14 protein-coding genes are annotated in these 13156 nt (G+C 70.3%); 4 read left to right on the top strand and 10 right to left on the bottom strand.

The annotated features are described in order from the left end of the window. Window positions 1–3: 3 nt before the first annotated feature. Window positions 4–1239, top strand: coding sequence for a cation:proton antiporter (locus STRCI_RS28145; protein ID WP_269661760.1), 1236 nt, complete (start codon window positions 4–6; stop codon window positions 1237–1239). A 19-nt stretch (window positions 1240–1258) separates the two neighbouring features. Here the strand turns inward: STRCI_RS28145 and STRCI_RS28140 are convergent, their stop codons facing one another. Together STRCI_RS28140 and STRCI_RS28135 are read right to left on the bottom strand one after the other, a co-directional pair. Then, complete coding sequence (locus STRCI_RS28140) at window positions 1259–2308, bottom strand: PucR family transcriptional regulator (RefSeq protein WP_269661759.1); 1050 nt, start codon at window positions 2306–2308, stop codon at window positions 1259–1261. 21 nt (window positions 2309–2329) lie between these two features. Further along, window positions 2330–3562, bottom strand: a complete 1233-nt coding sequence (locus STRCI_RS28135) for a cation:proton antiporter (protein WP_269661758.1) — start codon at window positions 3560–3562, stop codon at window positions 2330–2332. A gap of 544 nt (window positions 3563–4106) precedes the next feature. On the opposite strand from STRCI_RS28135, the gene STRCI_RS28130 reads away from it, so the two are divergent. Then, complete coding sequence (locus STRCI_RS28130) at window positions 4107–4403, top strand: hypothetical protein (RefSeq protein ID WP_269661757.1); 297 nt, start codon at window positions 4107–4109, stop codon at window positions 4401–4403. A gap of 73 nt (window positions 4404–4476) precedes the next feature. After that, window positions 4477–5034 (top strand): GH25 family lysozyme, encoded by a 558-nt coding sequence (locus STRCI_RS28125; RefSeq protein ID WP_269661756.1) that lies wholly within the window; start codon window positions 4477–4479, stop codon window positions 5032–5034. A gap of 43 nt (window positions 5035–5077) precedes the next feature. Here STRCI_RS28125 and STRCI_RS28120 read toward each other — a convergent pair whose 3' ends face one another. Further along, a complete protein-coding gene (locus STRCI_RS28120; protein WP_269661755.1) occupies window positions 5078–5290 on the bottom strand; it encodes an EF-hand domain-containing protein in 213 nt (70 codons plus the stop codon). A 135-nt stretch (window positions 5291–5425) separates the two neighbouring features. Between STRCI_RS28120 and STRCI_RS28115 the strand changes: the two genes are divergently transcribed. Beyond that, on the top strand, window positions 5426–6070 hold the full coding sequence (locus STRCI_RS28115) for a GNAT family N-acetyltransferase (protein ID WP_269661754.1): 645 nt from the start codon (window positions 5426–5428) through the stop codon (window positions 6068–6070). Here the strand turns inward: STRCI_RS28115 and STRCI_RS28110 are convergent. The 7 genes from STRCI_RS28110 to STRCI_RS28080 form a co-directional block, all read right to left on the bottom strand. Continuing rightward, window positions 6052–6654, bottom strand: coding sequence for an ADP-ribosyltransferase (locus STRCI_RS28110; RefSeq protein ID WP_269661753.1), 603 nt, complete (start codon window positions 6652–6654; stop codon window positions 6052–6054). The genes STRCI_RS28115 and STRCI_RS28110 overlap by 19 nt on opposite strands. A 61-nt stretch (window positions 6655–6715) precedes the next feature. Next, a complete protein-coding gene (locus STRCI_RS28105; RefSeq protein ID WP_269661752.1) occupies window positions 6716–7894 on the bottom strand; it encodes a YncE family protein in 1179 nt (392 codons plus the stop codon). After that, complete coding sequence (locus tag STRCI_RS28100) at window positions 7894–8625, bottom strand: polysaccharide deacetylase family protein (RefSeq protein WP_269661751.1); 732 nt, start codon at window positions 8623–8625, stop codon at window positions 7894–7896. The genes STRCI_RS28105 and STRCI_RS28100 overlap by 1 nt, the downstream gene beginning before the upstream one ends. A 70-nt stretch (window positions 8626–8695) precedes the next feature. Further along, complete coding sequence (locus STRCI_RS28095) at window positions 8696–9199, bottom strand: ATP-binding protein (RefSeq protein ID WP_269661750.1); 504 nt, start codon at window positions 9197–9199, stop codon at window positions 8696–8698. A gap of 307 nt (window positions 9200–9506) precedes the next feature. Next, window positions 9507–10274: an enoyl-CoA hydratase/isomerase family protein gene (locus STRCI_RS28090; RefSeq protein ID WP_269661749.1), complete on the bottom strand. Its 768-nt coding sequence runs from the start codon at window positions 10272–10274 to the stop codon at window positions 9507–9509. A 59-nt stretch (window positions 10275–10333) separates the two neighbouring features. Continuing rightward, entirely contained in the window at window positions 10334–11593 is a 1260-nt protein-coding gene (locus STRCI_RS28085; RefSeq protein WP_418953384.1) for a L,D-transpeptidase, read from the bottom strand. 174 nt (window positions 11594–11767) lie between these two features. Next, entirely contained in the window at window positions 11768–13012 is a 1245-nt protein-coding gene (locus tag STRCI_RS28080; protein WP_269661747.1) for a L,D-transpeptidase, read from the bottom strand. Window positions 13013–13156: the final 144 nt, after the last annotated feature.

Genomic DNA, 13156 nt, shown 5'->3' with positions numbered 1-13156 from the left:
GCGGTGCACTCGTCCTCGGTCTTCCTGATCGAGTTCGGCGCGATCCTGCTCGGTCTGGGGCTGCTCGGCCGGTTCGCCGGGCGTTTCCGGTTCTCGCCCATCCCCCTGTATCTGCTGGGCGGGCTCGCCTTCGGTGAGGGCGGGCTGCTGCCGCTGGGGACCAGCGAGGAGTTCGTGGCGATCGGCGCCGAGATCGGCGTGATCCTGCTGCTGCTCATGCTGGGTCTGGAATACACCGCGAGCGATCTGGTCTCCAGCCTCAAGACCCAGTACCCGGCCGGGCTGGTCGACTTCGCGCTCAACGCCCTGCCCGGTGCGGCGATGGCGCTGCTGCTGGGCTGGGGCCCGGTGGCGGCGGTGGTGCTGGCCGGGGTGACCTGGGTCTCCTCATCGGGCGTGATCGCCAAGGTACTTCGGGACCTGGGGCGGCTGGGCAACCGGGAGACCCCGGTCGTCCTCGGCATCCTGGTCCTGGAAGACCTGTCCATGGCCGTGTACCTGCCGATCGTCACCGCGCTGCTGGCCGGGACCGGTCTGGCCGCGGGCGGCCTCACGCTGGCCGTCGCGCTCGGGGTGGCCGGCCTGGTGCTGCTGCTGGCGGTGCGCTACGGCCGCCATGTCTCGCGCTTCGTCTCCAGCGACGATCCGGAGAAGCTGCTGCTGGTGGTGCTGGGGCTGACCCTGCTGGTGGCGGGTCTCGCGCAGCGGTTGCAGGTCTCCGCCGCCGTGGGCGCGTTCCTGGTCGGTATCGCGCTCTCCGGCGAGGTCGCGGAGGGGGCGCACCATCTGCTGGCGCCGCTGCGCGATCTGTTCGCGGCGGTGTTCTTCGTCTTCTTCGGACTGCACACCGACCCGTCCAGCATTCCGCCGGTGTTCCTGCCCGCCCTGGCGCTGGCCGTGGTGACCGCGCTGACGAAGATCGCCACCGGTTACTGGGCCGCGCGCCGCGCCGGTGTCTCCGTCCGGGCCCGCTGGCGGGCGGGCGGCACGCTGGTGGCGCGGGGTGAGTTCTCCATCGTCATCGCCGGGCTCGCCGTCACCGCCGGGATCGAGCCGTCCCTGGGCCCGCTGGCGACGGCGTACGTCCTGATCCTGGTGCTGCTCGGCCCGCTCGCCGCCCGCTTCACGGAACCCGTGGCGCTGCGGCTGACGGGCAGGTCCCGGCCGAGTGCGGGTGGTGCGCCGATCGGAGCTCCGCGGGGGCCGGTGGACGACCAGGACGCGGTGGGCCGCTCCTGAGAGCCGGTCGGCGGGCGGATCACAGCGGTCTGCTCGGCCAGTCGAGCAGCCGGGCGCCGATGACCGCGGTCTGCAGGGTGTAGCGGTGGGCGGGGCTGGTGGGGTCGGTGCCGGTGAGGGCGTGGATGCGTTCCAGACGGTAGGTCAGGGCCCGTACGCTCAGCGACAGTCGTCGTGCGGTCTCGGCGGCCACGCAGCCGGTGTCGAAGTAGACGGTCAGCGTGTCGAGGAGCGGCCGGGCTCCGCCGCGGGCCTGCTCCAGCGGGTCGAGGGTGCTGCGCACGAGGTCCGTCAGGGCCTGCCGGTCGCGCGCGAGCACGGGGAAGACCAGCAGGTCGGCGGCGCGCAGGAGCGGTTCGTCGAAGCCCATGCGCCCGGCGACCTCAAGGGTGTTGAGGGCCTCCTCGTAGCTGTGCCCGATGCCCACGGCGCCGGGCCGGGGGCGGCCGATGGCGACCCGGCCGCCGTCGGTGGCCGCGCCGGCCCGTTCGGCGAAGTGGGTCAGGACGTCGTCCTGGTCCCCGGGGGCGACGCAGACCATCCGGCCGTCCTTGGTGGTGAACAGGACCCGGCGGCTCTCGAAGCGGGTGAACAGGGCGTCCTGCACCTGACGGGGTACGGGGTCGGTCTCGTCGTACTTGGCGGGGCCCTCGGCGACGGCGACGGCGTGGGCACGTGCCAGCCGCAGCCCGAACCGCTCGGCCCGGGCGGCGAGACGACCGGCGTCGCCCCGTCCGTGCAGGAGGTCGTCGATGAACTCCCTCCTGGCGGCCTCCTCCTGCCGGACGACCAGGCGCTGCGCGTGCTCGTAGCCGTCCGCGAAGGCGTCCACGGCCTGCTCGATGACGGACAGGACGCTGTCCGGCGCGGCCGCGGTGGGCCAGAAGGTACGGCTGACGGCGAGATGCTCGCGCATCAGCACCCGCCAGCCGTGGCCCGACGCCGCGGCTCTCGCACCGAGTTCACGCCGGGAGCGCAGTTCGTCACGGGTGAGGCGACGGCCGGTGCGGGAGGCTTCCGTCAGGATCCGGACGTAGCCGTCGAGGAACGCATCGGGTGTGCTGTGCATGGTTCCCTCCCTGGCTGTCGGTCAGACGTCGGCGGGTACGCACTGGGCGCGCCCCGCGTCGGCCGGTGCGGAGAGCGGCGTGGACACGGCGGTACGACGGGTGCGGCGACGGTCGAGGCGACGGGCCAGCGGCTCGGTCCAGCGGGCGGTGAGGGGGCCGACGACGACGAGGATCAGGACGTAGGCGGTGGCCAGGGGGCCGACGCGGGGCTCGACACCGACCGCGAGTCCGGCGATGACGATGGAGAACTCGCCCCGGGCCACCAGGGTGCCGCCCGCCCGCCAGCGGCCCGCGCCCAGGATTCCGGCCCGGCGTGCGGCGTACCAGCCGGTCGCGACCTTGGTGAGGGCGGTGACGAGGGCGAGGAGCAGGGCGAGGGCGAGGACCGGCGGGATGTCGGAGGGGTCGGTGGACAGGCCGAAGAAGACGAAGAAGACGGCGGCGAACAGGTCGCGCAGCGGGGTGAGGAGGCTGCTGGCGCCCTCGGCGACCTCGCCGGAGACGGCGATGCCGACGAGGAAGGCGCCGACGGCGGCGGAGACCTGGAGCTGCTGCGCGATACCGGCGACGAGGAGGGTGAGGCCGAGGACGACCAGCAGGAGCATCTCCGCGTTGTCGGAGGAGACCGCTCGGCTGATCAGCCGTCCGTGGCGGAGCGCGACGTAGAGGACGGCGCCGACGGTGCCCAGGGAGATCAGCAGGGTGAGGCCGCCGCCCGCCAGGCCGGCGCCCGCGAGCAGGGCGGTGAGGATCGGCAGGTAGAGCGCCATGGCGAGGTCCTCGATGACGAGGACGCCGAGCACGACGGGGGTCTCGCGGTTGCCGAGCCGGCCCAGGTCGCCGAGGACCTTGGCGATCACCCCGGAGGAGGAGATCCAGGTGACACCGGCCAGCGCTACGGCGGCCACCGGACCCCAGCCCAGGATCAGTGCCGCCACGGCGCCGGGCGTCGCGTTGAGGACGAAGTCGACCGCGCCGGAGGGGTACTGGGTCTTGAGGGTGTTGACGAGCTCGGACGCGCTGTACTCCAGGCCGAGCAGGAGCAGCAGCAGGATGACGCCGATCTCGGCGCCGGTGGCCACGAACTCCTCGCTGGCCTGGAGGGGCAGGATGCCGCCGTGGCCGAAGGCGAGCCCGGCCAGCAGGTAGAGGGGTATGGGTGAGAAGCCCACTCGTCCGGCGAGTCGGCCCAGCAGGCCCAGGGCGAGGATGATCGCGCCGAGTTCGATGAGCATGGCGGTGGTGTTGTGCACGGGCGGCTGTCCCTCCGGGTCGGGTCGGTGACGGCGTCAGTGCCTTGAGGCCGGGCGGGGCACGCGTGAGTGGCAAGGCAGGGGTGGTCAACCGGTCGGCGCGCGGCGGTGCGAGTGGCCTCGGGCATGCTCACGAGGCACCCGGCGGGGGCGTCGGACCAGGTTCGGAAGGTGGCTCAGACGGCGAGCGGGGTCGTACGCGGATCAGGAACGCTGTCACGAGCGGTGTTGTCGATGCGCGCAGTCCGATCCATGTCACGTCCCCCCGTCGCACCGAGATCCGAAGCGCCTACAGCAAAGAATGAGCAAGCTGTCGCTCAATGGAGCACTTAGGCTCGGTAAGGAGTTTAGCGCACGGCGAATTGCGCATAACGGGCTTTCAACTACATATCCGCCGCAAGGGGATTGCGCATGGCGGCGATTCCCCCCTGACCATCATCCTTATTGCGGCATTCGGGCGACAGCCGGAACATGACGCAACCGGGCCGGCGGCCCCACGCGACTCACTGGGCAGACAGACACCCCCGAGCGAGGGAGATCCGCAGTGAGCTCCTACAGCGACACACTCACCCCGGCCCAGGCCGCCTGGCCCCTGTGCGACCGGTACGCCTCCGCGGTCGAGTACGGCGACGACTACCTGCTGCCGCCCCCCGACCCGGCGCAGCGCCTGAGCACCCTCAGCGCCACCGACCACCGCCGTCTGGACCTGTACGCCGCACTCACCGTGCGCGGCATCGCACCGCTGCCCGGCGACCAGCACGCCGTCGAGGCCATCAGCTCCCTCGGCGACGGGGTGATGAACGCGGTGCTGCGCTGGGTCACGAACCCCTCCAACTGCTGACCCGGTTGACCGCGCGCGACCGGGGAATATCAACAACTCCCGTCCCCCCACTTGCACTTCAGGGAGCCCCCACATGCTGCGCGGCATAGACGTGAGCGCCTACCAGCCCTCGACGTACGACACGGACGGCCTCTCCTTCGTCTTCATCAAGGCGACGGAGGGCCGTTCGTACGTCAACCCCAAGCTCTCCGCCCAGACGAAACGAGCCCGCGAAGCCGACCTGGTCGTCGGCTTCTACCACTTCCTCTGGCCCGGCAACCTCACCGCCCAGGCCGAGTACTTCGTCAAACACGCCCCCGAGAAAGCCGGCGACATCCTCGCCGTCGACTGGGAAACCACCAGCGACGGCACCCACGCGACGAACGCCCAGAAGGACCTGTTCATCCGCAAGGTGAAGGACCTGCGGCCGAACAATCCGGTCATTCTGTACTGCAACAGGAATTACTGGCTGAATGTCGACACGACTTCCTACGCCGGTGACGCCCTCTGGATCGCCGACTACGTCTCCGCGGGCATGCCCCGCATCCAGGCCAGGTGGCGCTTCCACCAGTACACGGACGACCCTCTGGACAGGAACGTCGCCGACTTCAAGAGCAAGGCCGCCCTGCGCGAGTGGGCCAGGAAAGCGTGAAGGGGCGCCCGTCCTCGCCGGACGGGCGCCCCTTCTGCGTGGGTCACTTGCCCAGGTATGCCCAGAACTCGTCGAAGGACAGCACCTTGTCGCCGTTGAGGTCGCGGGACTTGATGATGGCCTCGGCGACCGCCTCGGTGACGTTCCAGTCGCCCTGCTGGGCGAGGGCGGTCTTGAACTCGGCCGCGGTGATGAAGCCGTCACCGTCCGTGTCGATCCGCTCGAACTGCTTGCGTGCCTCGTCGATGTCCGCCACCGATCCGCCCCTTTTTCGTCGTGCCTTGCGGCTTGTTGCCGGAGGTCAGGTTAACCGGCCGCCCGAACCCGCAGCGCGGCGACCACCCGGGCGGAGTCCTCCCCGCACGGGACGTCCGATGTCAAGGAGCGCGCGATGGAGAGCCTGCCGGAGATTCTCGGTTCCGTGGCGCAGGGCTCGTTCCCGCCCGCCGACGGCGGGACGACCGTGGTACCCCAGCACTCGCCCCGCGACGCGGGCGTCCTCGCCTTCACCGCGCACTCGGTCGTCTTCACGGACGAGGACCCGGACTGGGTGCACGACACCCTCCGCGCGCTGGACTGCGACGCGCTGGCCGCCACCATGAACCCGCGTTTCCTGGCCGCCTTCATGGCCCGGACCGGACGCCGGACGGACACGATCGACGTGCTGGCGGTCGGCGCTCCGCTGCCGGGGCGGCCCGCCCTGGAGCTGACGGAGATCGAGGATCCCGGGCATCCGCGGGTGGTGTCCTCGCGCAGGCGGCGGGACCACGTCCGCGTGTGGGCGGCGCGGGGGGCGGTGCTCGTGCTCGGGCGCGGGGTCGGCGGGCGGCTGGAGGTCGCCGTGGAGGTGGCGGAGGAGGTACGGCACCGGGGGCTCGGGCGGGAGCTGGTCACCGCCGCGCGGCAGCTCGCCGGGGAACCCGTGTGGGCCCAGGTCTCGGCGGGGAACGCCCGCAGTCTGCGGGCGTTCCAGGCTGCCGGTTACCGGCCCGTGGGATCGGAGGCGCTGTTCACGCCTCAGTGCCACGCCTCGTAGTGCGGGTTGCTCTGACAGTCGCTCATGATCTCGACCTTGGTGGTCTTGTCCACCGGGCACACGCCGATGATGTACTTCCGGTCAATGCCGCCGGGGAAGGCCACCTCGACCTGGTCGGCCCACTTGTGCGTGTCGCCGATGGTCTTGTTGACGTCGACACCGCCGGGCGCGTCGATGTAGTAGTTCCAGCCGGACTTCCACCACTTCTTGTACAGGTCGTGGTCGTACGTCGTGGACACGTACGGGGAGGGCTGGTTGACCAGGACGTAACTCTCCACGTCGTACTGCCCGTTCACCACGTCCTTGGGCTTGAAGCCCTCCTCGAAGACGATCGAGGGGCCCCGGCCGTCGGCGCGGTAGAGGGTGCCGCAGGTCTTGCGCCAGACCGGCTCGGGGGTGATCCGGCCGACGTCGACACGGCGGTCGGCGGCGGCCTCGACCGGGTCGTCGTACTGGACGGGGCAGTCGGCCGGCGCGGGTGCCTTCGGAGACTGCGCGGGAGCCGTGGCCGCCGTCGTGGCGAAGACGGCGGCCAGGGACAGGACGACGGCAGCGGCGCGCCGCCGCAGCGGAGTTGTGATCATGGTGAGCACGATTCCGGTTCCGCGGCGGCGCGTTGGGGATCTTCACCCGAACAGCGGCGTGTCAGCGGAAGATGCCTGTGTGGCCCAGCGAGTAGCGGCCCGGCTGCGGGTACACCGCCAGCCCGTGCGGGCCGCTCCCCACCGGGATCCGGGCCAGCTGCGCGCCCGTGCGGGTGTCGATGGCGTACACCTCGGCGTCGTAACGGCCGGACAGCCACAGGACCTTGCCGTCGGCCGAGACTCCGCCCATGTCGGGGCTGCCGCCGTCGGACAGCTGCCACTTCTTGGTGAGCCTGTCCTGGGTGAAGTCGAAGACGGAGACGCTGCCCTCGCCGCGGTTGGAGACGTACATCTCGCGGGAGTCGCGGCTGACGTACAGGCCGTGGCAGCCCTTGCCGGTGGGCAGCAGTTTCGGCTCGTCGAACTTGTCGCCGTCCAGGACCCACATGCCGTCGGCCATCATGTCGGCGATGTAGAACTTCTTGCCGTCCGGGGAGATCTTGACGTCCTGGGGCATGGCTCCGTCGAAGGGGAGCTTCTGCTGTCCGACGACCTTCATCTTCTCGGTGTCGACCTTGAGCAGTTCGCCGCTGAACTCGCAGGAGACGATGAAGTACTTGCCGTCCAGCGAGAAGTCGGCGTGGTTGACGCCGTAGCAGGTGACCGGCTCGGTCTTGACCCGCTTCATGGTGTGCGGGTCACGGAAGACGAGTTCGCGGTCGAGGGAGGCCATCACGACGGCGTACTTGCCGTTGGGCGTGAAGTAGAGGTTGTACGGGTCGTGGACCTCCACCTCCTTGCCCGCCTTGCCGGTCCTGGGGTCGATGGGGGTGAGGGTGTGGCCGCGGTTGTTGTTGACCCACAGCGTCTTCATGTCCCAGGACGGGACCACGTGCTGGGGCTGGCGGCCGACCGGGATCGTGTCGATGATCTCGTACGTCTTCGGGTCGATGACCGAGACCGTGTCGGACTCGGTGTTGGGGACGTAGACGCGGCTCGGGAAGTCCTTGACCACCGGGGAGAGCTTGTTGGGCCGGTCGGCGGCGTACACGTCCTTGGGGTCCAGGACCGGGGGCATCCCGGGCAGTCCCTGGACCGGCTGCTTCTTCTTCGGCGGGGCGGGGACGGCCGCGGCCTTGGTGGCGCGGGACTCCTTCTCCCTGCTCTCGGTGCCGCAGGCGGCGAGCGTGGCGAGGGCCGCGCCCGCGAGCAGGGTGGCCTTCACGATGTTGTGTTGCATCAACTGAACAGCTCCGTGGTGGTGACGGCGGTCAGTCCGCGGCGGTGGAGGTCTTCGAGTACGGCGGGGAGGGCGGCGACCGTGTCCGGGTAGCCGAAGTGCAGGCTCACGATCGATCCGGGGCGGATGTCGGCGGTGAGGGTGTCGGCCAGGGCGGTGGGGCCCGGGCCCGTGAAGTCGAGGGGGTCGACGTCGTAGGAGAGGACGTGGGGATAGCCGGTGTCCTTGGCCAGGCGGGCGACGAGGGGGGAGGCCCGGGCGGCGCGGGAGGGGCGGAACCAGGGGCCGATGGTTCCGCTGAGGCGCTTCAGGCGCCGCGCGCAGGCGGTGATCTCGGCTCGTGCCTGCGCCTCGGGCATCGCGTTGATGTCGAGGTGGTGCTGGGTGTGGTTGCCGAGGTCGTGGCCGGCGTCGAGGATGCGGCGGGCGAGGGCGGGGTTGGCGTCCAGCCAGGTGCCCACGGCCAGCACGGTGATGCGGGCGCCGTGTTCGTCGGCCGCGTCGAGGATCGCCTCGGCGGTGCCGGGGTCGCCGTTGCCGTGAAAGGTGAGCGCCACCCGGTGTGTGTCGCCGGGCCCGTGGGTGAGGTGGGTCGGCCGGCCCGGGATGCGGCGGGGGGACGAGGGCTCGGGCGTGGCGGGGTGGCCGACGGCGCGGGTGGGGGTGCAGGCCGTTGCGGCGACCAGGGCGGCGGCGGCACGGAGCACCGTCCGGCGGTCGGTCTTGATCACGCGCCCTATTTAAAGGGGGTTACGCCCGATTCCTCATGATTACTCCCCTTGGCGGTGAGGGCGGGTCCGTTCAGCGGTCCGCGACGCGCATTTCGAACCAGGTGGTCTTGCCCCGCGGGAGCAGGTCCACTCCCCAGCGGTCGGCCAGCTTGTCGACGAGGAACAGGCCCCGGCCGCTGATATCCATCTCCTGGACCGGCATCAGACAGGGCAGGCCCCTGGAGGGGTCCCGGACCTCGATCCGGATCCAGCCGCGGCGGCGACGCATCCGGAGTCCGAAGACGCGGGCGCCGGTGTGGCGGACGGCGTTGCCTACCAGTTCCGAGACGAGTAAGACGGCGTCTTCCGTCATTCTGGGCGTCAGGCCCCAGTGGCGGAGTACTACTACCTGGGCCAGGCGACGGGCCGTGGCCGCGGATTCGGGCCGGGAAGGGAGCGGAACTTCCGCCTCCGTGGGATTGCCGAACAACTCCAGCGCCTTCAAGGCGTGTTCGTCCTCGACCGCCGGCGACCAGCGCGCCGCGGTCGCACGGCTGTGTCCCCGCGGCTGTTCGATACCCTCCAGCCCCGCCATGCCCCCATCATGGCCGCCCAGAGCACGCTCCGGGGCCGTTCCCGCGGAATACGCTCCCCGGAATCCATCATTCCGCGAGCCCCGATTGGCATATGACACCGGCAGTTCGGAGTCCGCCACAGCCCAACTGACCTGCGGCGGAAGCTCTGTTGGCGGCAAGGGACGGGCTCCCTCGACAAGACAGGCTTAAGGCTGCCTTAAGGCTCCCATAAACCGTCCCATCGAGGGACCCGGATCAGACACCGCGTCAATTGCAAGGGGCCGTGGGGGCCGAAGAGGGGGACTCAGGGGGACGAACGGCGGTGGATCAGAGGAACTTCGCCTTGCCCGGGCCCTCTTCCACGAAGCTGCGCATGCCCGTCTCCCGGTCGGGCGTCGCGAACAGGCCCGCGAACCAGTTGCGTTCCACCGCGAGACCGGTGTCGATGTCGGTCTCCAGGCCGGTGTCGATGGACTCCTTGGCCGCGCGCAGCGCGATCGCCGGGCCCTGCGCCAGCTTGGCCGCCCAGGCGTGCGCGGCCGTGTGGACCTCATCGGCGGGGACCACACGGTCCACCAGACCGAGCGTCAACGCCTCGTCCGCCTTGACCATCCGGCCGGTGAAGATGAGGTCCTTCGCCTTGGAGGGGCCGATCAGCCGGGACAGCCGCTGGGTGCCGCCCGCACCCGGGATCAGGCCCAGCAGGATCTCCGGCTGGCCCAGCTTGGCGTTCTCCCCGGCGATCCGGAAGTCCGCGCACAGGGCGAGCTCGCAGCCGCCGCCCAGGGCGTACCCGGTCACCGCCGCGACCACCGGCTTGGGGATCCGGGCCACGGCGGTGAAGGAGTCCTGGAGGGCGCGGGACCGCAGGACCATGGCGGTGTGATCCATGGCCTGCATCTCCTTGATGTCCGCGCCCGCCGCGAACACCTTCTCGCCGCCGTAGATCACCACGGCGCGTACGTCGTCGCGCCGGGCCGCCTCCTCGGCGAGTTCCTTGAGGCGGTCCTGGGTGGCGATGTCCAGCGCGTTCATCGGGGGGCGGTCCAGGCGGAGCGTGCCCACACCGTCGGCGACTTCGAGATTCACGGTCATGCCCCGCAGGTTAACGCCGACTAACCACGGCGCAGAAGGCGCGGCCCCCGTGACCCGCGCTACTTCGTCCACTCCTCCCAGGACATGTTCCAGCCGTTGAGGCCGTTGTCCGGGGCGATGGTCCGGTCGTTGGAGTTCTTCACGACCACCACGTCGCCGATCATGGAGTGCTTGAAGAACCAGGCGGCCGGAGTGGAGCCGTCCCAGGCGCCCTTGACGTCGCGCAGGCCGACACAGCCGTGGCTGGCGTTGTAGTTGCCGAAGGCGTCGCCGCCCCAGTAGTTGCCGTGGATGAAGGTGCCGGACTGGCTCAGGCGCATGGCGTGCGGGACGTCGTCGATGTCGTACTCGCCGTCATAGCCGACCGTGTCGCCGTTCATCCGGGTCTGGACGAACTTCTCGGTGATGACCATCTGGCCGTTCCAGGTGTCGTACCCGGGCTTGCCGGTGGTGACCGGGAGGGTCTTGACGACCTTGCCGTCCTGCATGACCTTCATGTGCTTGGTCTTCACGTCGACGACGGAGACCTGGTCACGGCCGATGGTGAAGGTGACGGTCTTCTTCTGCTCGCCGTAGACGCCGTCCCGGCCCTCGACGCCGTCGAGGTTGAGGTCGACGGTGACCTTGGTGCCTTCCTTCCAGTACTTCTCGGGGCGGAAGTCGAGGCGGTCGTTGCCGAACCAGTGGCCCTGGACGTCCACGGCCGGTTCGGTCTTGATCCGCACCGCGTCCCGGACCTCGTCCGGGTTGGTGATGCCCCGGTCGAAGCGGAGCGAGAACGGCATTCCGACGCCGACCTTCGAACCGTCCTCCGGAGTGAAGGAGCCGGTGAAAGTGTTCTGCGGCGTCAGCGTGGTGAAGCTGGAGTCCTCGGCGGCCTCGCGGCCCTCGGAGTCCTTGGCCACCGCGTGCACGGTGTACTTGGTGGCCGCCGACAGGTGGGTGGACGGCGTCCAGCTCGCGCCCCCGTCGGTGATCTTCCCGGATATCGCCTTGCCCTTGCCGTCCTTGACGACGACCTCGGACAGCTTGCCCTTGCTCGCGCTGACCTTGAGGGCACCGCTGGTGTCGACGGACTTCGAGCCGTCCTTGGGGGCTATGGAGACCACGGCCTGCGACGGCCCGCTCTCGGCCTGCCCGGAGTCACCGCCGGGCTTGCCCTTGCCGTCGCCGGAGCCCGAGTCCGAACCCCCGCCGCACGCGGCGGTGGCCAGCAGCAGTCCGCCGGCCAGCACCGCCGTCCACCTCCGCCGCGCGCGCCCCTTCGGCCCGCTCACGCGCGCGTCAACCGACGCCCCCGATATCGGTCGCACGTTCAAGTCCTTCTCTCCCCTCACCGGGCCTGGTCAGGCCCCGCCCCCGCGCGTCAGCACGCGCTCGGCGCATATTAACCACAAGGTCATCCGGCTCGGCGCCCCGCGATTGTCACCGTTCCGTACCGAGTTCCATGCCGACTTCGACGGAAAGGTGCGCCAAGTGACCCCTCTGTCCCGTTACTTCACCGCACTCCCGGCCTTCCACGCGTTCCAGCCCATATTCCATCCGCCGAGGCCGTTGTCGGGAGCCACCTTCTTGTCCTTGCTGTGGACGACCTCGACCACGTCCCCGATGAGGCTGCGGTCGAAGAACCAGCCCGCCGGGGTGTCCGAGCTGCCGCCCTTGACGTCCCTGAGCCCCACGCAGCCGTGGCTGACGTTGACCTTCCCGAAGGCGTCCGGCGCCCAGTAGTTGCCGTGCAGGAAGGTGCCGGACTCGGTCAGCCGCATGGCGTGCGGCACGTCCGGGATGTCGTACTCGCCCCTGCCGTCGTCGTCGGTGAAGCCGACCGTCGCGCCGTTCATCCGGGTCACTTCGAGCATCTCGGTGACGACCATCTTGCCGTTGTAGGTGGTGGTCCTCGGGGCGCCCGCCGTGATCGGCACGGTGGCGAGCAGTTCGCCCTCGCGCCGCACGTCCATGGTGTGCGCGGCGGCGTCGACGGTGGAGACCTGATGGCGGCCGACCGTGAAGGAGAACGTCTTGTACTGAAGGCCGTAGACGCCGGGCGCGCCCTCCACGTCACGGAGCTTGAGGGAGACGGTGACCTGGGTGCCGGGCCTCCAGTACGTCTCGGGGCGGAAGTCGAGGCGGCCCTTGCCGAACCAGTGCGGGCGGATCTCGACCGCCGGGCGGGCGGTGACGTGCACGGCGCGTTCCACGGCCGCGCGGTTGGCGATCTCCCGGTTGAACTCCAGGGAGACGATCATTCCGGTGCCGACCGTGGAGCGGTTCTCCGGGGAGACGTACCCGATGAAGCGTTCCTCGGGGACGTAGGTGGTGAAGGTGGTGTGCCGGGCGGAGCGGCGGCCGTGGCCGTCCAGGGCCACCACGTCGACGGTGTAGCGGGCGGCCAGCGCCAGCTTCTGGTCGTCGGGCTCCCAGCGCAGCCCGTCGGGGGAGATCTGCCCGGGCACCGGGGTCTCCTGCGCGTCCTGGGACCTGATGACCTTCACCGATTCCAGGCGTCCGCTGTTCACCCGTACCAGCAGCGCCTCTTCGGGGTCCACGCCCTTGCTGCCGTCGTCCGGTGTGACCCTGATGACCTCCTGTGGTGCCCGGGGTTTGCCGAGTCCGCCCAGACCGACCCCGCCGGTGGTGTCCGAAGTACAGCCGGCGGCCCCCGCCAGCAGTCCTGCCCATGTCAGTACGGCGGCCAGCGCGGCCCCCGCGCGCCGCGCGCGCCCTTGTGCATGCCTCACGAGGTGCCCAACGACGGGGCCCGCTCCGGGGAAACGTGAGTGCGAGCCAAGCGCTGGGCAGAACAGTGGGGAGGACGACGCGACGGGGAGCCGCTGCCGGGGTTTTGGCATGCCCGTTCGCACGCCGTCCCGAGAGCCGTGGGA

Origin of the sequence: Streptomyces cinnabarinus (assembly GCF_027270315.1) — a bacterium.
Classification (GTDB): Bacteria; Actinomycetota; Actinomycetes; order Streptomycetales; family Streptomycetaceae; genus Streptomyces; species Streptomyces cinnabarinus.
Note: the sequence above shows the minus strand (reverse complement) of the source record. Positions and strands in the feature narration are given on the sequence as shown.